The following is a 20646-nucleotide window of genomic DNA, read 5'->3' on the forward strand; positions in this document are numbered from 1 at the left end:
ATTACGGAACTAATAGTGAATACTTTGAAAAAACTGTTCCGGGTTTACTATGCGTCAGCTCAACCGTCTTAATCAGTTTCAGCGCCTGTGGCAGCAAAGCCAGGGCGCAGCCCAGCAAACCTGCGTTGCCGAGATGGCCCGCCACTGCATTTGTAGTGAGCGCCATCTGCGTACCCTGTTGTCACAATGGCAGCATGCCGGCTGGTTGCAGTGGCACGGCGAACCGGGTCGCGGCAAACAGGGACAGCTGCAGTTTCTGCGCTCGCCTGAGCAACTACGTCAGCAGCTGCTGCAAAGCCAGCTGGATGCCGGGGATACCGCCGACGCGCTGCAATTGCTGGATGTCCCGCCGGAACGGCTGATTAATATGCTGCGGCCGCTGATGGGCGGGCAATGGCAGAACGATTCACCGGTTCTGCGCATTCCGTACTATCGCCCGCTGGAAAGTACCGAGCCGCGACACATCACCGGCCGGGCCGAGCAGCATCTGGTGCGTCAACTCTATTCCGGGCTGACCCGTTTTGAGCAGGACGAGCCGGTCGGGGATCTGGCCCACCACTGGCAACACGATGAGTCCGCCTGCCGCTGGCTGTTCTGGTTACGCCCGCAGCTGGTGTGGCATAACGAGGAGCCAATTCGGGCCGCTCAGCTGGTCACGCAGTTGCAGCAGCTGTTACAGGACCCGCGGGTCAGCACGCTGCTGGCTGAGGTGATCGAAGTCGATGCGCCTCATCCGCTCGCGGTGCGGTTTACCCTGCGGCGCAGCGATTTCTGGCTGCCCCATCGTCTCGCTCACCTGCTGTGCCTGCTGCCCCATCCCGACGATGCCAGTATCGGCAGTGGCCCCTGGAAGCTAATGCACTTCACCCCGGAACTGGTGAGAATTGAAAGTCATGCCCGCTGGCATCTGCGTCTGCCCTTGCTGCAGGCGGTGGAGTACTGGATTACTCCGCAGCTGTTTGATCCGATGCTCGGCAGCAGTTGCCGTCATCCTGTGCAGATTGCGATTGGCGACGCCGGCGATCTGAAAGCCCTGCAACCGGTCAGCAGCAGTATCAGCCTTGGCTTTTGCTATCTGGTCTGTCGTCCACGCGCCGGTTTTACGCCTGCCCAGGCGCGACGGCTGTTCCAGCTGATCCAGCAAAGCGGCATTATCGCGCGCTTGCCGCTTGATGAAGGATTGATTACCCCCAGCCAGGAGTTACTGCCAGGCTGGCCGGTGCCGCCGATTGATGCCGAACCACTGCCACTGCCAGCCAGCCTGACGCTGTATTATCAACTGCCGGTCGAACTGCACCAGACCGCTGAGGCCCTGCGCCAGCTATTACAACAGCACGGCTGCACGTTGCGGGTGGTATTTCATGAGGTTAAGAGCTGGCACAGCGTGCCGCAGCTTGATGAAGCAGATATCGTGATGGGGGATCGGCTGATCGGGGATGCGCCGGTGTTTACTCTTGCAGGCTGGTTACAGCTCGACAGATTATGGCGCCCTTTCATGGCCACCGCTCAGGGTGAAGCGGTACAAGCGCAACTGCTGACCCTGCAGCAACTGGCCGACAGTGAGGCTCGTGATCAGGCCCTGCATCAGCTCTATCATCAGCTAATGCGCGCCGGTATCCTGCTGCCGCTATTCAATTACCGCTATCAGATTTACGCGCCGCCTGGCGTTGAAGGCATTCAGTTAAACACCCTGGGCTGGTTCGATTTCAGTCGTGCCTGGATCCCACCGCCGATTGATCGGCCGCACAGCTGTTCAGCGGCGGAGTGAGGCATTACCATAAGCGCATAACTCACCATCGGGAAAATAGCATGAAACGCGCCGTTGTCGTTTTTAGCGGTGGACAAGATTCCACCACCTGCCTTGTTCAGGCGTTACAGCAATACGATGAAGTTCACTGTGTCACATTCGATTATGGTCAGCGTCATCGTGAAGAGATCGAGGTAGCACGCGACCTGGCCATCAGGCTGGGCGCACGCGCCCATAAAGTGCTGGATGTTACGATGCTGAACGATCTGGCTGTCAGCAGCCTGACGCGAGATAACATCCCGGTTCCGACCTACGATCCCAACGCCAGCGGCTTGCCGAGCACCTTCGTACCGGGCCGCAATATCCTGTTCCTGACCCTGGCGTCAGTTTATGCCTATCAGGTTGAAGCGGAAGCGGTAATTACCGGGGTATGTGAAACGGACTTTTCCGGCTATCCCGACTGCCGCGATGAGTTTGTCAAAGCGCTGAATCATGCGGTCAGCCTCGGTATGGCGCGTGAGGTCCGTTTTGAAACTCCGCTGATGTGGCTGAATAAAGCTGAAACCTGGGCGCTGGCGGACTACTGGCAGCAGTTACCACTGGTACGCGAGCAGACCCTGACCTGCTACAACGGCGTGAAAGGCGATGGATGCGGTGAGTGTGCCGCCTGCCATTTACGCGCCAATGGCCTGCAGGGCTACCTTAACGATCGTGCCGGCGTCATGGCCGCCATGAAGGCCAAAAGCGGCCTGAAGTAAGCCTATCGGGGCGGCAATCACGCCACAGTTGCCGCCTCTGCTTCATCAGGATGCGCCACAATGTGCTCAGGCCATCAGGCGCGTCAGTCGTTCACGCAATTCTCCCTCCAGCGGTACCGCCTTCTGGGTTCTCAGGTCGATGCAAACGAAGGTCAGCGCGGCATCAGCGACCACCGTCTCTTCTCCCGCCAGCAACACCCGCTGCGCAATAATTCCGCTTTTACCGTTCAACTGGGTAATCTGGCTGTCGATTGCCAGTACGTCGCCCAGCACGGCCGGGCGACGATAGTTGATATTGATATTCACCACCACAAATGCCAGTTTCTGTTCCAGCAGCCAGTGAAATGCCTCAACTTCTTCCAGCCATTGCCAGCGCGCCTCCTCAAGGAATTCGAGATAGCGCGCGTTGTTAACGTGCTGATAGACATCAAGATGGTAGCCGCGCACTTTAATTGTGGTCTGCATGTTTATGCTCTCCTGCTGCTGCGAGTGAACTGGTTGGACCTGTTCACTTTAGCAGAGTCGTTCTGCTACAGCAGACAAAGCATCAGAGATGCGTGGCGCCTCACAATTTCAGGCGGGCCGCATTACGCTCCAGCAGCGAATTGCCAATACCCGGCACCTCATTTAACTGCTGGATGGCGCTGAACGGTCCGTACTGCTCACGGTAGCTGACGATTGATTGCGCCTTCTTCAGCCCGACACCTTGCATGGCGGCAGAGAGCTGCTCGGCTGTGGCCTGATTGATACTGACCTGCTCCTGCGGCGTGACGACCGCAGATGGTGTGGACGGCAAAATACTTTTCGCAGCTGCGCTGCTGTCCGAAGCAGGCGCAGGTGCGGCAGACAGTGAGGTCTGATAGAACGCGCCGCCCAGCGCGAGTGAAAAATAGAGGGCACATAAAGTCGATTTAGCCATGCTGTGTTTCTCCTTGTGGTTAACAGCAGCCACAGGATGGCATCCCCGCCGGATGGCTTCAAAAGCCAAATTGCAGATATGGAAAAGGCCGCGAATGCGGCCTTTGATTATTTCATTTGTTACGCAGGTTCTGCGAGGCTTACTGCATTTGTGCGGCTGCGCCGTACTTAATTTTTGCCTCTTTGCGCAGATTTTGCAGCAGGGCTTCAAACGCCAGCTGGGCATTATTCTGCGTCACGCCTTTGACCATTTCATCGATCTGCGCCTGTGGCATGCTGCCGGTAGTGACTTTATCCACCGCCACCAGCACCACATTACCCTGCATATCTTCGCTCACGCCCCACGACGGTTTATTCTCCGCCGGCTGTGGCAGATTGAAAGCCGCCTGTGCAACCGGGTCCTGGGCATTACGATCGACCGTTTTACTGGCGCTCAGGGTCAGACCTGCGGCGGTTAACGCATCCTGTTTACCGGCTTTAAGGTCGGCCAGCAGCTTGTCAGCCTGCGATTTCGCCTGTTGGGTAGCTTTATCGTGTTTCAGGGTGTCAGCAATCTGAGTTTTAACCTGATCCAGCGGCTTCACTGCTTCCGGCTTATGCTCGCTGACGCGCAGCACAAAGGCCCGGTCACCGTCGACGCTGATGATGTCAGAGTTATTGCCCGGTGCACCATTCTGCCCGACCAGTCCACCGTTAAAGATCGCCTGTTTCACCGCGTCAAAGTCGAGTTCCTTCGGCAGCGCATCCTGGCTGAACCAGCCGGTTTCTTTGGCTTTCAGGCCGGAAGCCTGCTCGGCACCCACCAGCGATTCGTTATCGTTGCTGGCCGCTTCGCTGACTTTCTGCTGCAGTTTATAGAAGGCATCGACGCCCTTCTCCTGCTTCACTTTGGCCGCAATGGCATCACGAACTTCATCCAGCGGCTTAACCTGCTCTGGCTGGATATCGTCGAGACGCACAATCAGGAAACCGACTGAGGATTTAATCACCCCGGACATCTGGCCTTTTTCGGTCAGACCGGCATTTTTCAGCTCATCTGGCGTGGTCGCAGGTTCCAGCCAGCCCATATCCCCGCCCTTACGCGCAGAGATCGGGTCGATGGATTTGCTTTTCGCCAGTTCGGTGAAGCTGGCGCCGCCTTTCAGCTGGGTCAGCAACGCATTGGCGTCCGCTTCCGTTTTGGTCTGAATAACACTGTAGCGATTACGCTGCGGCTGGGTGTAGTCAGCTTTATGCTGGTCGTACCAGGCCTGAATATCGGCCTCGCTGGCATCCTGTTGCATGCTGGCTGCATCCATCAGGATGTAGCTGACACGGAACTGCTCCGGCGCCATGAAGCTGGTTTTATGCTGCTGGTAATACTGATTTATCTCGTCATCAGTCACGGTCTGCTTAGCCGCCAGAGCATTGACGTCGAGGGTCGCCTGACGAATAACACGCTGTTGTGAAACCAGCTCCACCAGTTTGCTGGTTTCGCCCTTAAGCATGAAGTCGGTGTTTGCCACCGCATTGATCAGTTGCTGATTAGAGAGCTGCTTACGCAGCGCTTCAGCATACTGGTCGGCAGAAAAGCCCATGTTGCCGATCAGACCGAGATATTTGGCATTATCAAATTTGCCGTTGGTCTGGAAAGCCTGCTGATTAAAAATCGCCTGCTTAACCTGATCGTCACTGATGCTGAGATGTAAGTCTTTGATGTAGCTGTCGAGCAGGGCCTGATCGATTAACTGCGACAGCGCCTGCTGGCGGATCTGCTGCATATAACCATCGTTACTGGCCAGCTGAGAAAATTGATCGCCCAGCATCTGCTGCTGACGGCTGCGCTCGCTGTTGAACGCCTGTTCCAGCTGTGCCCGGCTGATTTCCTGACCGTTAACTTTGGCCGCATAATCGTTGTTGCCGCCAATCAGATAGTTGCCAACGCCGGTCAGCACAAAGGAGAGGATAATCAACCCCAAAATAATCTTGAGCACGACATGGTTCGACGCCGCGCGTAAATTGTCCATCATGGTATGACAACACTCCGCTGTAGTGTGAATGTAAAGCTCGGGCGCAATACGCCGTATCCTGACGCATCACGCAGCTGCAGACTTCGCTGTCAGCCTCAAGCCGGCTCCGGTCCATATTATGGCCTGATTATCGCCGGTTAAAACAAAAAAGGCACATCTGATTGATGTGCCCGTATGTTACATGAGAACGCGTTAACCGTCCTCTGATCCACTGAAGAAAATACGTCAATGAACGTTTTCGTTGTTATTAATTGACTGCGTCTTTCAATGCTTTACCAGCACGGAAGCCCGGTACTTTACCGGCCGGAATTGTAATCTCTTTGCCGGTTTGTGGGTTGCGGCCAGTGCGTGCAGCACGCTCGCGCACGGAGAAAGTGCCGAAACCGACCAGCGCCACTTCGTCGCCGCCTTTCAGCGCGTCAGAAACAGAACCCATGAATGCATCTAAAACACGTCCCGCTGCTGCTTTAGAAATATCAGCATCCGCAGCAATTTTGTCGATCAACTGTGACTTATTCACTCTCTTCATCCCCTCTTTTATTATTTCACATCGTACCCGCGCTTCCCGCCGGATACGCACGCGCAGCAAGTTATATCAAGCCTGTGGAGCCGAAACAACGGAATTTCTCTGAGAACACCGCGTCGGCAGCCACCTAAATTAGCGGCACAAAAAAAAGCTGGCAAGCGCCAATTGCCTTGCCAGCTTCGCTTTTTAACGGTTTATGCCGTTAATCACTATTTTGCGGTCGCAACCTGCATACCGTACGGCGCATTTTCCAGTGCCAGATTCAGCACTTCTTCGATGCGTTTGACCGGATGGATGTCGAGATCGGCAATCACGTTCTGTGGAATCTCTTCCAGATCGCGTTTGTTGTCGTCCGGGATCAGCACCGTTTTAATGCCACCGCGGTGGGCTGCCAGCAGCTTCTCTTTCAGTCCGCCAATCGGCAGTACCTGTCCGCGCAGGGTGATTTCACCGGTCATGGCGACATCAGCACGGACCGGGTTACCGGTCAGGCAGGAGACCAGCGCCGTACACATCGCAATACCGGCGCTTGGACCATCTTTCGGCGTTGCCCCTTCCGGAACGTGAACGTGGATATCACGTTTCTCGTAGAAGTCGCCGTTGATGCCCAGCTTCTCGGCACGCGCACGCACCACGGTTAAGGCGGCCTGAATTGACTCCTGCATCACCTCACCCAGTGAACCGGTATAGGTCAGCTTGCCTTTACCCGGTACGCAGGCGGTTTCAATCGTCAGCAGATCGCCACCCACTTCGGTCCACGCCAGACCGGTTACCTGGCCCACGCGGTTTTCACTGTCAGCACGACCGTAGTCGAAGCGTTGCACCCCGAGGAAATCCTTCAGGTTTTCACCATTGATAGTGATGTGCTTTTTCGTCTTGTCCATCAGCAGCGACTTGACCGCTTTACGGCACAATTTCGACAGCTCACGCTCAAGGCTACGCACCCCGGCTTCACGCGTGTAGTAACGGATAATGCCGACAATCGCACTGTCTTCGACCGTGATCTCATTGGCTTTCAGCGCGTTACGCTCAATCTGTTTCGGCAACAGATGCTGTTTGGCGATGTTCAGTTTTTCATCCTCGGTGTAACCCGATAGACGAATCACTTCCATACGGTCCAGCAGCGGTGCCGGAATGTTCATGGAGTTCGAGGTCGCCACGAACATCACATCTGACAGGTCATAATCGACTTCCAGATAGTGATCGTTGAACGCAATGTTTTGTTCTGGATCAAGCACTTCCAGCAATGCTGAAGCCGGATCGCCACGCATGTCGGACGACATTTTGTCAATCTCATCCAGCAGGAACAGCGGGTTTTTAACCCCGACTTTAGCCATTTTCTGGATCAGCTTGCCCGGCATCGAACCGATATAGGTACGACGGTGACCACGGATCTCGGCTTCGTCACGTACGCCGCCCAGCGCCATACGTACATATTTACGTCCGGTCGCTTTCGCGATCGACTGACCGAGGGAGGTTTTACCTACCCCTGGCGGTCCGACCAGGCAGAGGATCGGGCCTTTGATTTTGCTGACGCGACTCTGCACCGCAAGATATTCAAGGATACGATCCTTCACGCGCTCAAGGCCGTAATGGTCGATATCCAGCGTCTCCTGGGCTTTACGCAGATCTTTTTTGACTTTGCTGCGCGCGTTCCATGGAACCTGCACCATCCAGTCGATGTAGCCACGTACCACGGTCGCTTCCGCTGACATCGGAGACATCATTTTCAGCTTCTGCAGCTCAGCTTCGGCTTTTTCACGCGCCTCTTCCGGCATTTTGGCCGCGTCGATTTTGCGTTTTAACGCTTCGTACTCGTCAGGCGCATCGTCCATCTCGCCCAGCTCTTTCTGAATCGCCTTCATCTGCTCATTCAGATAGTACTCACGCTGGCTCTTCTCCATCTGCTTTTTAACGCGGTTGCGAATACGCTTCTCAACCTGCAGCAGATCGATTTCAGACTCCATCATCGCCATCAGATATTCCAGACGTTCGTTAACGTCGGACATCTCCAGCACAGACTGTTTGTCTGCCAGTTTCAACGGCATATGTGCAGCGACGGTGTCAGCCAGACGGGCCGCATCGTCAATGTTGTTCAGCGAGGTTAAAACCTCAGGCGGGATCTTTTTATTAAGTTTGATGTAGCCTTCAAACTGATTGATTGCGGTGCGCACCAGCACTTCCTGCTCGCGCTCTTCAATCTCTGGCGACACCAGATATTCAGCCTCGGCCACAAAATGATCACCGTTATCCGCCAGCGTGGTGATGTGGGCGCGCTGCAAACCTTCGACCAGCACTTTAACCGTACCGTCCGGCAGTTTCAGCATTTGCAATACAGATGCAACGGTCCCTACCGAGAAGAGATCGTTAATGCCAGGTTCATCCGTTGAAGCCTCTTTCTGTGCGACCAGCATGATCTTCTTATCATGATCCATTGCGGCTTCGAGGCACCGAATTGATTTTTCCCGGCCAACAAACAACGGAATTACCATGTGCGGATAAACCACCACGTCGCGCAGCGGCAACACGGGGATTTCAATGCGTTCAGAACGCTCAGGATTCATAGAGCTCTCTCTTAGTTTAATGTCCGCCAGGTGATGGGAACCGCATCAGGCAGGTATGCAGTTAAACCCACAGGTATCTGAGTATATGGGGATGATCGTCCGACATTCAACGTCACAGAGGCGAGAAAAGCAAAAGGGGAAACATTTTCCCCTTTTTTAAGATGACAACCTGGATGATCTGTTTATTTATTCGCCAGAAGCCTGCGCTTCGTGCTTACCGTAAATCAGCATCGGCTCAGACTGGCCTTCAATAACTGATTCATCAATCACCACTTTTTCGACATCGTCCATCGACGGCAGGTCGTACATCGTTTCCAGCAACGCCCCTTCGACGATTGAACGTAAACCACGTGCGCCGGTTTTGCGTGACATCGCTTTTTTCGCGATAGCGGTTAACGCCTCGTCACGGAATTCCAGCTCAACGCCTTCCAGGTTAAACAGCGCCTGGTACTGTTTGGTCAGGGCGTTTTTCGGTTCACGCAGAATCTGTATCAGCGCTTCTTCACTCAGTTCGCTCAGGGTAGCGACTACCGGCAGACGACCGATGAATTCGGGGATCAGACCAAATTTGATCAAATCTTCCGGTTCACACTGTGAAAGCAGTTCGCCTTCGGTGGCTTTCTGCGATTTGCCTTTTACGGTGGCGCCGAAACCGATACCCGATCCGGTCTCCACACGCTGGGCAATCACTTTATCCAGTCCGGCAAATGCGCCGCCGCAGATAAACAGAATCTTAGAGGTATCAACCTGCAAGAATTCCTGCTGCGGATGCTTACGTCCACCCTGCGGTGGAACGGCAGCCACGGTGCCTTCAATCAGCTTCAGTAATGCCTGCTGCACGCCTTCGCCTGAAACGTCACGGGTAATCGACGGGTTATCAGACTTACGTGAGATTTTGTCGATTTCATCAATATAAACGATGCCGCGCTGCGCTTTCTGCACGTCGTAGTCGCACTTCTGCAGCAGTTTCTGAATGATGTTTTCCACATCTTCACCCACGTAACCCGCTTCGGTCAGCGTGGTGGCGTCAGCCATGGTGAACGGCACATCCAGCAAGCGTGCCAGTGTTTCTGCCAGCAGCGTTTTACCGCTACCGGTCGGGCCAATCAGCAGAATGTTACTTTTGCCCAGTTCGATGCCATTGCTGGTATCGCCGTTACGCAGGCGTTTGTAGTGGTTATACACCGCCACAGCCAGCACTTTCTTCGCCTTTTCCTGGCCGATTACATAATCATCGAGGTGATGGCGAATTTCATGCGGTGTAGGCAGCGCGCTACGTTCGCGATGCGGGGCAACTTCTTTAATCTCTTCGCGAATGATGTCGTTACACAGATCAACACACTCATCGCAGATATACACTGACGGCCCGGCAATCAGCTTTCGCACTTCATGCTGGCTTTTGCCGCAAAAAGAGCAGTACAGCAACTTTCCTGAACCGTCTTTGCGCTTATCTGTCATCAGTTAACCTCTTCTTGTTCTCAGGCCATACCGGCGTACGGCGCTGGCCGTGCGGAGACGGCCGAAATTCATTCAACCCAAACTGGTACCCTTATCCCGTTAACTATAGCGTAAGGACAAGGGTAAGTCGGGTCTTATTCTCGATGCGTCAGAATTGAATCGACTAATCCATACTCTACCGCTTCACTCGCCGAGAGGAAACGGTCACGCTCGGTATCACGCTCAATTTCTTCCAGCGTTTTACCGGTATGCTCAGCCATCAGTTCGTTCATACGCTGCTTAACTTTCAGGATTTCACGCGCATGGATTTCAATGTCTGACGCCTGACCCTGGTAGCCACCCAGTGGCTGGTGGATCATCACGCGGGAATTTGGCAGGCAGAAACGCTTACCTTTGGTGCCCGCAGTCAGCAGGAAGGCGCCCATAGAGCAGGCCTGTCCCATACAGATGGTGCTGACATCTGGTTTGATAAATTTCATGGTGTCGTAGATCGACATCCCGGCGGTAATCACCCCGCCTGGCGAGTTGATGTAGAGATAGATATCTTTTTCCGGGTTCTCAGCTTCCAGAAACAGCATCTGCGCCACGATCAGATTGGCCATGTGATCTTCAACCTGGCCGGTCAGAAAGATGACGCGCTCTTTGAGCAGACGGGAGTAAATGTCGTAAGAACGCTCACCGCGCGAAGTTTGTTCGACCACCATTGGCACCAGCGCATTGTGCGGTGCAGTATATTCACGATCGCCACTGTATGACATTACCGTCTCCTGGATAAATTTCATTGGCAACATTCTGTACCGATTCTACGTAAGACGAGCGGAAAAAACCACGCTCAGCCTGTTTCCGACACCTCAGGACGGCTAATCAGTCAGCATAACTGTTTTCTTGCATACTCCCTGTATCTGGGGATGCTGCCCAGTTGTTTCAAGCATAACAACCTTTTCTTCAATCGCTAACCCGGAAAAAGCGATGCGTGAATAATTTGCCGAATAATTAGGCAAATAGCGCCAAAGAGTGTGCGCTCAAACGCGAAACACAAAAAAGCCCGCGACTTTTCAGTCACGGGCTTAGCACAGACGGTTAAATCGGTGATCAGGCCTGAGCGGTCTGATTCATCAGATCCTGGAAGTTGGTCTCTTTCTCGGTCACTTTGGCTTTCGCCAGAACCGCTTCAACCGCTTGCTCTTCCAGTGCGACGTTGCGCATGTTGTTCATCAGCTCGTTATTCTTGCTGTAGAACTCGATCACTTCCTGCGGATCTTCATACGCAGACGCCATCTCTTCAATCAGCGCGTTAACGCGGGCTTCGTCAGCTTTCAGCTCGTGGGTACGAATCACTTCGCCCAGCAGCAGGCCAACTACCACACGGCGTTTCGCCTGCTCTTCAAACAGTTCGCGTGGCAGTTCCAGCGCTTGCTGCTCGTTGCCACCGAAACGCTGTGCAGCCTGGCGACGCAGAACGTCGATTTCGCTGTCGATCAGAGCGGCGGGCACGTCGATGTCGTTCGCCGCGACCAGGCCATCAATCGCCTGCGTTTTCACGCGGTTACGGATTGCACCTTTCAGCTCACGATCCATGTTCTTACGCACTTCAGCACGCAGACCGGCAACGGAACCATCTTCAACGCCGAAACGCTTGATGAACTCTTCGGTCAGTTCTGGCAGTTCGCGCGTCTCAACTTTCTTCAGCACGATCTCGAACTTCGCGTCTTTGCCTTTCAGGTTTTCCGCGTGGTAGTCGTCCGGGAATTTCACGTCGATAGTGAAAGTCTCGCCCGCTTTGTGACCCACAACGCCTTCTTCAAAGCCTGGGATCATGCGGCCCTGGCCCATTGCCAGTACGAAATCAGAGGCTTTTCCGCCTTCGAATTCTTCACCGTCAACAGAACCGTTGAAATCGATAGTGGCACGATCTTCCGGACCGGCTGCTGCATCGCTTTCGATCCAGTTAGCCTGCTGCTTACGCAGGGTGTCCAGCATGGTGTCAACATCAGCATCAGTCACTTCAACCAGTGGTTTTTCGACTTCGATGTTTTCCAGGCCTTTCAACTCAACTTCTGGATAAACTTCGAATTCAACCGAGTAGGTGAAATCCTGACCTTCTTTATATTCGCCCGGCACATAGTTTGGTGCGCCAGCCGGATTGATCTTCTCTTTGATGATGGCGTCAACGAAGTTACGCGTCATCAGATCGCCCAGCACGTCCTGACGGACAGAAGCGCCGTAACGCTGCGCAACGATGTTCATCGGCACTTTGCCTTTACGGAAACCATCGATACGGACTTTCCTGGCAACGTCAACCAGTTCTTTTTTTACAGCGCTTTCGATGCTGTCAGCAGCGACAGTAATCGTAATGCGACGGCCCAGGCCCTGAGTGGTTTCTACAGAAACTTGCATCTTGTTACCTCAAAAAATCACGTGCTCGGTCAACTTCAGACACCACACATAGTGAAATGCGCCGTATCCAACAACCGGGACGGCTTCCGTGAAGAGAACCTGATCCCTGTTACCAGAAGCGTCCCGAAGACATTCCGGAAAAATAGACGCAGCATTATAGCGACATCGCCGGAATGAGTCGAGGACGCTAACTCACCACTTTTCAGCAGCTTTGCTGCTTTTTTGAGCCGGAGATCGCGTTTCTGGCTAAATAAGCAAAAAAAACGGCCCGCAGGCCGTTTTCGTGAGGGGTGATCAGGCGAGCGTTCCGGCACCGCGACAGTTCGGCGACGCCAGTACCGTATCCTGCAGTCCTTCCCACTCTTTCAGGGTATAGGTATGAAGTGCTAAGGCGTGCACGCTGCCGGCTAATTCGGCCGCGAGTTCACCGTAGATGGAGCGATGACGCGCCAGGAAACGTTGGCCCGCAAAGCAATCACTGACAATGACCACTTTGAAATGGCTCTCAGACCCGGCAGGAACATTGTGTCGATAACTTTCGTCATGCACTTCCAGATGAGCCGGCTCAAAAGCCAGGCGCAGCTTTTCTTCTATTTGTTCGCGAATCATGGGTATTACTCCTCAATGGCGAGCGCTGTGCCCCATCTCTTTCAATATTAGTCGCTTTTACCGCGCTTTCCCGTAGCCGGACGGTAAATATTCGATTTGCGGCCCGCGCTTCGTCGGCGCGCATGATAACGCAGAGGAAAGCATCAGCAAACCCGGCGCTGAACGATCCAATCTAAAATCCGCCTGATACGCATTTTCCACTTTGACGGGGCTTTTTTCACTGCCGGGCAATGCTATGATGGCGGCAGTTTTTGCAAACCAACCCCCGACACCAACGAGAAAAAGTATGTTGAAAAAACTGTTATTCCCGCTGCTGGCTGCGTTCATTTTGGCCGGCTGTGCAACCAGCAATAATACCCTCACTATCCAGCCAAAAATTCAGTTGCCGCAGCAGGATCCCGGCCTGATGGGCGTTACCGTCAGCATTAACGGTGCCGATCAGCGTAGCGATCAGGCGCTGGCGAAAGTGAACCGTGATGGTCAGTTAGTGACCCTGACGCCATCGCGCGATCTGCGTTTCCTGCTGCAGGAAGTGCTGGAGAAGCAAATGACCGCACGCGGTTATATGGTGGGTCCGAATGGCGCAGTTGATTTGCAGATTGTGGTGAACAATCTGTATGCCGACGTGACGCAGGGCAATGTGCGCTACAGCATCACCACCAAAGCGGATATCTCGATCATCGCCACCGCCAAAAACGGCAACAAGCAGGTTAAAAACTACCGCCAGACCTACAGCGTAGAAGGTGCGTTCAGCGCCAGTAACCAGAAGATTACTAACGCAGTGAACTCCACCATGAGCGATGTCATCGCTGATATGGCGCAGGACACCAGCGTCAATGACTTCATCAAGCAAAACGCCCGTTAATTCCGCTTCACGCCTGCCCGGCTCTGTGCCGGGCACATCGCTACATTCAGGGTCAGCATGAACCACTATCTTCGTCTCTTCAGTCAAAAAAACGCCGCCGTATTACTGTTACTCGGTTTTGCTTCCGGGCTGCCGCTCGCGCTGACTGCCGGGACGCTGCAGGCGTGGATGACGGTAGAAAATGTTGACCTGAAAACCATCGGCTTTTTTTCGCTGGTGGGTCAGGCTTACGTGTTTAAGTTTCTCTGGTCGCCCATGATGGACCGCTATACTCCGCCGTTTCTCGGACGGCGTCGTGGCTGGTTACTGCTCAGTCAGCTGGCGCTGATTGGCGGCATTGTGGCGATGGGTTTTCTGCAACCCAGCAGGGATCTGACCCTGATGGCCGCACTGGCGGTCGTGATCGCCTTCTGCTCTGCTTCGCAGGATATCGTTTTTGACGCCTGGAAAACTGACATCCTGCCGCCGGAAGAGCGCGGTAGCGGTGCGGCAATCACCGTGCTGGGCTACCGGCTGGCGATGTTGATTTCGGGCGGACTCGCGCTGTGGCTGGCCGATCGCTATCTGGGCTGGCAGGCGACCTACTGGCTGATGGCGCTGATGCTGGTGCCCGGCATTATCGCCACCCTGCTGGCCAGCGAACCGGACACTCACATCACCACGCCACATACGCTGCGTCAGGCGGTGGTCGATCCGTTAAAAGATTTTTTCCAGCGCAACAATGCCTGGCTGCTGATCACCCTGATCATCCTTTATAAGCTGGGCGATGCGTTTGCTGCCTCGCTGACGACTACCTTCCTGATTCGTGGCGTGGGCTTCAATGCCGGTGACGTCGGACTGGTCAACAAAACGCTTGGCCTGCTGGCGACGATTATCGGTGCGTTATATGGCGGGGTGCTGATGCAGCGCCTGAGCCTGTTCCGGGCGTTGATGATTTTTGGCCTGCTGCAGGCGATATCGAATTTTGGCTACTGGCTGCTGGCGGTAACCGACAAGCAGTTGTGGAGCATGGCGAGCGCGGTATTTGTTGAAAATCTGTGCGGCGGCATGGGGACAGCGGCATTTGTGGCGCTGCTTATGACGCTGTGTAACAAATCCTTTTCCGCCACCCAGTTTGCGCTGCTGTCGGCGCTCTCCGCCGTTGGCCGGGTCTATGTCGGTCCGGCAGCTGGCTGGCTGGTTGAGCTGTGGGGATGGCCGACGTTCTATGCCTTTACCGTAGTCGCCGGTCTGCCGGGCTTGCTGCTGCTAGCGTTCTGCCGCCAGACGCTGGATCAGGTACAGCAAAGCGGCACTTTCCTGGTCCGCAGCTGCTACCCGCAGGGTTATCGCTGGACCAATCGTCTGTTTGCTGCCGGATGCAGCCTGCTGGCACTGTGGTTGCTGGCGCTGGCGATCGACGCGCTCGGCGTGCTGACGCTGACGCTGTGGCTGCCGCGGCTGTTTGAAATCGGGATGGCGCTGACCTTGCTGGCGGTGCTGTCTGGTGTGGTGCTGGACTACCGGGCGCTAAAAAACAGCGGCGCATCGCCTGCCACCAGTCATTAGCAGAATCAATGTTTCACCGCTGATTGCTTATTGTTTTACCGAAGCGCGGCGGGCAGCTGGTTTTATCATCGCGTGTTATTTTTAAAAAAAACATTCTTGCGATAATAGGATCCTCTGAAATACTAAAAACCGGTGAGCAATTAGTTTGGTTAAATTTCATCGATCAAATGATGCGAATTTGTTAAATAATCTGGAGATAAAAGTAAGGGTTATTCCTTTCCCTGATTTTTTAGCGGTTACTTCCATTGGTTTTTGTTATATTGGCCCCAACTGCTTGTCTGCGTTAATAATTTGTCACCTGAAGCAACATCTGTGACACCCTTAGCAAAAGGTGTCAACACGCCTCTGACACATCCTTAAGCTGGTTTACACTGCATAAACCTTCCCGTAAAATGCGCGCACACTTAAACGACAATAGAGCCCTTTGTCATTGAGGTCGTTAAATGAGACTCAGTAAATACAATAAAAGTTTGGGGATTTTGTCATTAATTGCAGGCACTTTATTAATGAGTGGCTGCGATAGTGCATTGTTAAATCCCAAAGGACAGATTGCACTGGAGCAACGTTCGCTGATACTGACTGCCTTTGGCCTGATGTTGATCGTCGTGATTCCCGCAGTCTTGATGGCCGTGGTGTTTGCCTGGAAATATCGGGCGTCCAACACGAATGCGAAGTACAGCCCGAACTGGTCACACTCTAACAAAGTGGAAGCCGTGGTCTGGACCATTCCGATCCTGATCATTCTCTTCCTCAGCGTGCTGACCTGGAAATCAACCCACGCACTGGAGCCCAGCAAACCGCTGCAATCCGATGTGAAACCGGTTGAAATCGATGTGGTTGCACTGGACTGGAAATGGTTGTTCATTTACCCGGAACAGGGTATTGCGACCGTCAACCAGATTGCCTTCCCGGCAAATACGCCAGTGAACTTCAAAATCACGTCCAACTCCGTCATGAACTCTTTCTTCATCCCGACACTCGGCAGCCAGATTTATGCAATGGCTGGTATGCAGACCAAGCTGCATCTGATTGCGAATGAGCCAGGGACTTTCGACGGTATCTCTGCGAACTTCAGTGGTCGCGGTTTCTCTGGCATGAAGTTCAAAGCCATTGCAACCAAAGACGATGCGGAATTCCAGCAGTGGGTGGCTAAAGTTAAAGCAGCCCCTAACACGCTGAACACTATGGAAGATTTCGAGAAAGTGGCTGTGCCAAGCGAAAATCATCCGGTGGAATATTTCTCTTCAGCTGATCCGAAACTGTTCTTGCAAGTCATTAACAAGTTCAAGATGAGCCACGGGAAAATGGACATGCCTGAGCACGAAGGTATGGACATGAGTCACGCCGCTTCCGCGGGAGCCGAGGAATAATACGATGTTCGGAAAATTAACACTGGATGCAGTGCCGTACCATGAGCCGATTATCATGGTTACGGTCGCCGGTATCATCTTAGGTGGTCTGGCGCTGGTTGCTGCCATCACCTATTTTGGTAAATGGCAATATCTGTGGTCAGAATGGCTAACGTCTGTTGACCACAAAAAACTGGGTATCATGTATATCATCATGGCCTTTGTCATGCTGCTGCGTGGCTTTGCTGATGCGATCATGATGCGTACCCAACAGGTACTGGCTTCGGCCGGGGAAGCGGGCATATTACCACCGCACCACTACGACCAGATCTTTACCGCGCATGGCGTGATTATGATCTTCTTCGTGGCGATGCCGTTCGTGGTTGGCCTGATGAACATCGCCGTACCGCTGCAGATTGGCGCACGCGACGTGGCGTTCCCGTTCCTGAACAACCTGAGCTTCTGGTTTACTGCGGTCGGTGTGATCCTGGTTAACCTGTCGCTGGGTGTGGGCGAGTTCGCACAGACCGGCTGGCTGGCATATCCGCCGCTCTCCGGCGCGGAGTACAGTCCCGGCGTCGGGGTCGATTACTGGATCTGGAGTCTCCAGCTTTCCGGTATTGGTACGACCTTAACCGGTATTAACTTCTTCGTGACCATTCTGAAGATGCGCGCACCGGGCATGAGCCTGTTCAAAATGCCGGTATTTACCTGGACCGCGCTCTGCACCAACGTCCTGATCATCGCTGCGTTCCCGGTTCTTACCGTTACGCTGGCACTGTTGACCCTTGATCGTTATCTCGGCTTCCATTTCTTCACCAATGAAATGGGCGGGAACATGATGATGTACGTCAACCTGATCTGGGTCTGGGGACATCCGGAAGTTTACATTCTGGTTCTGCCGGTGTTTGGTGTGTTCGCAGAAATTACGGCGACCTTCTCCAAAAAACGTCTGTTTGGTTACACCTCGCTGGTGTGGGCGACCATCGCCATTACCGTACTGTCGTTCATCGTCTGGCTGCACCACTTCTTCACCATGGGTGCGGGAGCCAACGTTAACGCCTTCTTCGGTATCATGACGATGATCATCGCGATTCCGACCGGGGTTAAAATCTTTAACTGGCTGTTCACCATGTATCAGGGCCGCATTCAGATGCACTCTGCCATGCTGTGGACCGTTGGCTTCCTGGTAACCTTCTCCGTAGGGGGTATGACCGGCGTACTGCTGGCCGTTCCGGGCGCTGACTTCATTCTGCACAACAGCCTGTTCCTGATTGCACACTTCCATAACGTGATTATCGGTGGTGTGGTGTTCGGTTGTATGGCGGGCGTGACCTACTGGTTCCCGAAAGCCTTTGGCTTCACCCTGAACGAAACCTGGGGTAAGCGCGCATTCTGGTTCTGGATCATTGGCTTCTTCGTTGCCTTTATGCCGCTGTACGCACTGGGCTTCATGGGTATGACCCGTCGTCTGAGCCAGGATATCGATCCACAGTTCCACTCCTTACTGGTGGTTGCTGCGGTCGGTGCGGGTCTGATTGCAATGGGTATCCTGTGTCAGCTGACCATGTTCTACGTTTCGGTACGTGACCGTGACCAGAACCGCGATGTGACCGGTGACCCGTGGGGCGGCCGTACGCTGGAGTGGGCAACCTCTTCACCACCACCGTTCTACAACTTTGCTGTCATCCCGCATGTCCATGAGCGTGACGCTTTCTGGGAAATGAAAGAGAAAGGCGAAGCGTACAAACAGCCGGAAAAATATGAAGAAATTCATATGCCGAAAAACAGCGGTGCTGCACTGATCATCTGTGCATTCGCCACGGTTATGGGCTTCGCGCTGATCTGGCATATCTGGTGGCTGGCTGGCCTCTCATTCCTCGGCATGATCGTTACCTGGATTGTGAAGAGCTTCGACGAAGACGTGGATTACTACGTACCGGTTGCCGAAGTTGAGAAGATTGAGAAGCAGCACTTTGACGAAATCAGCAAAGCAGGTCTGAAATAATGTCAACTGAAACTCTGATTAAGCATCACCACGACGCCCATGCGGAGCATGGGCATCACGATGCAGGAGCCAATAAAGTCTTTGGCTTCTGGATCTACCTGATGAGTGACTGCATTATCTTCGCAACCCTGTTTGCGACCTATGCAGTTATGGTCAACAACACTGCCGGTGGCCCGGCAGGTAAAGATATCTTTGAACTGCCGTTTGTTCTGGTAGAAACCGCCCTGCTGCTGTTGAGTTCGATCACTTACGGCATGGCTGTTATCTCGATGAACAAGGAGCAAAAAGGTGCCGTTATCGGCTGGCTGGCGCTGACCTTCCTGTTTGGTCTGGGCTTCATCGGCATGGAAATCTATGAATTCCATCACCTGATTGCTGAAGGCTTCGGTCCGGATCGCAGTGGCTTCCTGTCTGGCTTCTTTACGCTGGTCGGTACCCACGGTCTGCACGTGACCTCCGGTCTGATTTGGATGCTGGTACTGATGTTCCAGGTGTCTAAACGCGGCCTGAATGCCACTAACCGTACTCGTATCATGTGTCTGAGCCTGTTCTGGCACTTCCTGGACGTGGTCTGGATTTGCGTCTTCACCGTTGTTTACCTGATGGGAGCCATGTAATGAGTCATTCTGTTAACGAACATGGCGCTTCTCACGGTAGCGTGAAGTCTTACATGATCGGCTTCATCCTCTCTATCATCCTGACGGCAATCCCGTTCTGGATGGTAATGGATGGCAGTGCATCTCACGGTACCATTCTCGGTGTTGTGCTGGTCTGTGCAGTAATTCAGGTGCTGGTGCACCTGGTCTACTTCCTGCATTTAGACAGCAAGTCTGAGGGTGGCTGGAACATGGTGGCCATTGTCTTCTCGGCAATTATCATCCTGATTGTCGTAGTAGGCTCACTGTGGATCATGTGGAACCTCAACTACAACATGATGCCTCACTAAAGAGTCGCGCGTAATGTTTAAGCAATACCTGCAAGTTACAAAACCAGGAATTATTTTCGGGAATTTAATTTCTGTGATCGGCGGATTTCTGCTGGCCTCTAAAGGCAGCATTGATTACGCCCTGTTTCTCACCGCACTGGTTGGCGTGTCACTGGTAGTCGCATCAGGTTGTGTCTTCAACAACGTGATTGACCGCGACATCGACATCAAAATGGAGAGAACCAGGAATCGGGTGCTGGTAAAAGGCCTCATCTCCGCGAAAGTAAGCCTGGTTTATGCCACTGTATTGGGTATTGCTGGCTTTGCGTTGCTCTATTTCGGCGCTAACCCGCTGGCCATGTGGCTGGCGGTGATGGGCTTCGTGGTGTACGTCGGCGTTTACAGCCTCTATATGAAGCGTAATTCAGTCTACGGAACGCTGATCGGTAGTCTGTCTGGTGCCGCGCCACCGGTGATCGGTTATTGTGCGGTCTCCAACGAGTTTGATGCAGGCGCGTTAATCCTGCTGGCGATCTTTAGCCTGTGGCAGATGCCGCATTCGTACGCGATTGCCATCTTCCGTTTTAAAGATTACCAGGCAGCGAACATCCCGGTTCTGCCGGTGGTGAAAGGCATCTCGGTAGCGAAGAATCATATTACGCTCTACATTCTGGCGTTTATGATTGCCACGCTGATGCTGACGCTGGGCGGATACGCCGGCTACAAATATCTGGTGGTGGCTGCTGCCGTCAGCGTCTGGTGGCTGGGCATGGCGTTATCGGGCTACAAGACCGCTAACGATCGGGTCTGGGCACGTAAGCTGTTCGTCTTCTCCATCGTCGCCATCACCGCTCTCAGCGTGATGATGTCGGTAGATTCGATGGCTCCGGCCTCGAAAGACCTGCTGACCTACGTCTGGTAACCGATACCGCAACAGCATGATAAGGGCGCGATTTTCGCGCCCT

18 protein-coding genes are annotated in these 20646 nt (G+C 53.7%); 9 read left to right on the forward strand and 9 right to left on the reverse strand.

Going from position 1 to position 20646, the window contains the following annotated elements; genetic code table 11:
• Positions 1-49 precede the first annotated feature (49 nt).
• The gene (locus tag ACLIBF_RS16235) at positions 50-1768 is read left to right on the forward strand and encodes an SgrR family transcriptional regulator (protein WP_279809561.1); all 1719 of its coding nucleotides are present in this window, start codon (positions 50-52) and stop codon (positions 1766-1768) included.
• 41 nt (positions 1769-1809) lie between these two features.
• Positions 1810-2505, forward strand: coding sequence for a 7-cyano-7-deazaguanine synthase QueC (gene queC, locus ACLIBF_RS16240; RefSeq protein ID WP_159223802.1), 696 nt, complete (start codon positions 1810-1812; stop codon positions 2503-2505).
• Between the two features lie 66 nt (positions 2506-2571).
• Here the strand turns inward: queC and ACLIBF_RS16245 are convergent, their stop codons facing one another.
• The 9 genes from ACLIBF_RS16245 to bolA form a co-directional block, all read right to left on the reverse strand.
• The gene (locus tag ACLIBF_RS16245) at positions 2572-2970 is read right to left on the reverse strand and encodes an acyl-CoA thioesterase (protein ID WP_031374670.1); all 399 of its coding nucleotides are present in this window, start codon (positions 2968-2970) and stop codon (positions 2572-2574) included.
• A gap of 100 nt (positions 2971-3070) precedes the next feature.
• Positions 3071-3424 carry a helix-hairpin-helix domain-containing protein gene (locus tag ACLIBF_RS16250; RefSeq protein ID WP_031374671.1) on the reverse strand — a complete coding sequence of 118 codons (354 nt, stop codon included), beginning with the start codon at positions 3422-3424 and terminating at the stop codon, positions 3071-3073.
• Between the two features lie 139 nt (positions 3425-3563).
• A complete protein-coding gene (ppiD, locus tag ACLIBF_RS16255) occupies positions 3564-5432 on the reverse strand; it encodes a peptidylprolyl isomerase (protein WP_448310118.1) in 1869 nt (622 codons plus the stop codon).
• Positions 5433-5679: 247 nt separating this feature from the next.
• The gene (gene hupB, locus ACLIBF_RS16260; RefSeq protein WP_014606441.1) at positions 5680-5952 is read right to left on the reverse strand and encodes a nucleoid-associated protein HU-beta; all 273 of its coding nucleotides are present in this window, start codon (positions 5950-5952) and stop codon (positions 5680-5682) included.
• Positions 5953-6167: 215 nt separating this feature from the next.
• Complete coding sequence (lon, locus tag ACLIBF_RS16265) at positions 6168-8522, reverse strand: endopeptidase La (protein WP_031374673.1); 2355 nt, start codon at positions 8520-8522, stop codon at positions 6168-6170.
• A 186-nt stretch (positions 8523-8708) separates the two neighbouring features.
• The gene (gene clpX, locus ACLIBF_RS16270; RefSeq protein ID WP_031374674.1) at positions 8709-9980 is read right to left on the reverse strand and encodes an ATP-dependent protease ATP-binding subunit ClpX; all 1272 of its coding nucleotides are present in this window, start codon (positions 9978-9980) and stop codon (positions 8709-8711) included.
• Between the two features lie 134 nt (positions 9981-10114).
• Positions 10115-10738 carry an ATP-dependent Clp endopeptidase proteolytic subunit ClpP gene (gene clpP, locus ACLIBF_RS16275; protein WP_031374675.1) on the reverse strand — a complete coding sequence of 208 codons (624 nt, stop codon included), beginning with the start codon at positions 10736-10738 and terminating at the stop codon, positions 10115-10117.
• Positions 10739-11072: 334 nt separating this feature from the next.
• The gene (tig, locus tag ACLIBF_RS16280) at positions 11073-12377 is read right to left on the reverse strand and encodes a trigger factor (RefSeq protein WP_046288484.1); all 1305 of its coding nucleotides are present in this window, start codon (positions 12375-12377) and stop codon (positions 11073-11075) included.
• Positions 12378-12671: 294 nt separating this feature from the next.
• Positions 12672-12986, reverse strand: a complete 315-nt coding sequence (gene bolA / locus ACLIBF_RS16285) for a transcriptional regulator BolA (RefSeq protein ID WP_031374676.1) — start codon at positions 12984-12986, stop codon at positions 12672-12674.
• A 286-nt stretch (positions 12987-13272) separates the two neighbouring features.
• Here bolA and ACLIBF_RS16290 point away from each other — a divergent pair, with 286 nt between their 5' ends.
• From ACLIBF_RS16290 to cyoE, 7 genes are all read left to right on the forward strand, one after another.
• Positions 13273-13851: a lipoprotein gene (locus ACLIBF_RS16290; protein WP_031374677.1), complete on the forward strand. Its 579-nt coding sequence runs from the start codon at positions 13273-13275 to the stop codon at positions 13849-13851.
• A gap of 57 nt (positions 13852-13908) precedes the next feature.
• Positions 13909-15399 (forward strand): muropeptide MFS transporter AmpG, encoded by a 1491-nt coding sequence (ampG, locus tag ACLIBF_RS16295; RefSeq protein ID WP_069727941.1) that lies wholly within the window; start codon positions 13909-13911, stop codon positions 15397-15399.
• Between the two features lie 443 nt (positions 15400-15842).
• Complete coding sequence (gene cyoA / locus ACLIBF_RS16300) at positions 15843-16769, forward strand: cytochrome o ubiquinol oxidase subunit II (protein ID WP_031374679.1); 927 nt, start codon at positions 15843-15845, stop codon at positions 16767-16769.
• A 4-nt stretch (positions 16770-16773) separates the two neighbouring features.
• Entirely contained in the window at positions 16774-18756 is a 1983-nt protein-coding gene (gene cyoB / locus ACLIBF_RS16305; protein WP_031374680.1) for a cytochrome o ubiquinol oxidase subunit I, read from the forward strand.
• A complete protein-coding gene (locus tag ACLIBF_RS16310) occupies positions 18756-19373 on the forward strand; it encodes a cytochrome o ubiquinol oxidase subunit III (protein ID WP_013356987.1) in 618 nt (205 codons plus the stop codon). The genes cyoB and ACLIBF_RS16310 overlap by 1 nt, the downstream gene beginning before the upstream one ends.
• Positions 19373-19702, forward strand: a complete 330-nt coding sequence (locus ACLIBF_RS16315; RefSeq protein ID WP_008924889.1) for a cytochrome o ubiquinol oxidase subunit IV — start codon at positions 19373-19375, stop codon at positions 19700-19702. Before ACLIBF_RS16310 ends, ACLIBF_RS16315 begins: the two co-directional genes overlap by 1 nt.
• A gap of 13 nt (positions 19703-19715) precedes the next feature.
• Positions 19716-20603 carry a heme o synthase gene (cyoE, locus tag ACLIBF_RS16320; protein ID WP_046288485.1) on the forward strand — a complete coding sequence of 296 codons (888 nt, stop codon included), beginning with the start codon at positions 19716-19718 and terminating at the stop codon, positions 20601-20603.
• Positions 20604-20646 lie beyond the last annotated feature (43 nt).

This window comes from Pantoea sp. PGP6 (assembly GCF_053474785.1).

Bases quoted from the DNA above. Each gene is read 5' to 3' on its own strand.
- ACLIBF_RS16235 (WP_279809561.1), top strand. From the start codon at position 50: ATGCGTCAGCTCAACCGTCTTAATCAGTTTCAGCGCCTGTGGCAGCAA.
- queC (WP_159223802.1), top strand. From the start codon at position 1,810: ATGAAACGCGCCGTTGTCGTTTTTAGCGGTGGACAAGATTCCACCACC.
- ACLIBF_RS16245 (WP_031374670.1), bottom strand. From the start codon at position 2,970: ATGCAGACCACAATTAAAGTGCGCGGCTACCATCTTGATGTCTATCAG.
- ACLIBF_RS16250 (WP_031374671.1), bottom strand. From the start codon at position 3,424: ATGGCTAAATCGACTTTATGTGCCCTCTATTTTTCACTCGCGCTGGGC.
- ppiD (WP_448310118.1), bottom strand. From the start codon at position 5,432: ATGATGGACAATTTACGCGCGGCGTCGAACCATGTCGTGCTCAAGATT.
- lon (WP_031374673.1), bottom strand. From the start codon at position 8,522: ATGAATCCTGAGCGTTCTGAACGCATTGAAATCCCCGTGTTGCCGCTG.
- clpX (WP_031374674.1), bottom strand. From the start codon at position 9,980: ATGACAGATAAGCGCAAAGACGGTTCAGGAAAGTTGCTGTACTGCTCT.
- clpP (WP_031374675.1), bottom strand. From the start codon at position 10,738: ATGTCATACAGTGGCGATCGTGAATATACTGCACCGCACAATGCGCTG.
- tig (WP_046288484.1), bottom strand. From the start codon at position 12,377: ATGCAAGTTTCTGTAGAAACCACTCAGGGCCTGGGCCGTCGCATTACG.
- bolA (WP_031374676.1), bottom strand. From the start codon at position 12,986: ATGATTCGCGAACAAATAGAAGAAAAGCTGCGCCTGGCTTTTGAGCCG.
- ACLIBF_RS16290 (WP_031374677.1), top strand. From the start codon at position 13,273: ATGTTGAAAAAACTGTTATTCCCGCTGCTGGCTGCGTTCATTTTGGCC.
- ampG (WP_069727941.1), top strand. From the start codon at position 13,909: ATGAACCACTATCTTCGTCTCTTCAGTCAAAAAAACGCCGCCGTATTA.
- cyoA (WP_031374679.1), top strand. From the start codon at position 15,843: ATGAGACTCAGTAAATACAATAAAAGTTTGGGGATTTTGTCATTAATT.
- cyoB (WP_031374680.1), top strand. From the start codon at position 16,774: ATGTTCGGAAAATTAACACTGGATGCAGTGCCGTACCATGAGCCGATT.
- ACLIBF_RS16310 (WP_013356987.1), top strand. From the start codon at position 18,756: ATGTCAACTGAAACTCTGATTAAGCATCACCACGACGCCCATGCGGAG.
- ACLIBF_RS16315 (WP_008924889.1), top strand. From the start codon at position 19,373: ATGAGTCATTCTGTTAACGAACATGGCGCTTCTCACGGTAGCGTGAAG.
- cyoE (WP_046288485.1), top strand. From the start codon at position 19,716: ATGTTTAAGCAATACCTGCAAGTTACAAAACCAGGAATTATTTTCGGG.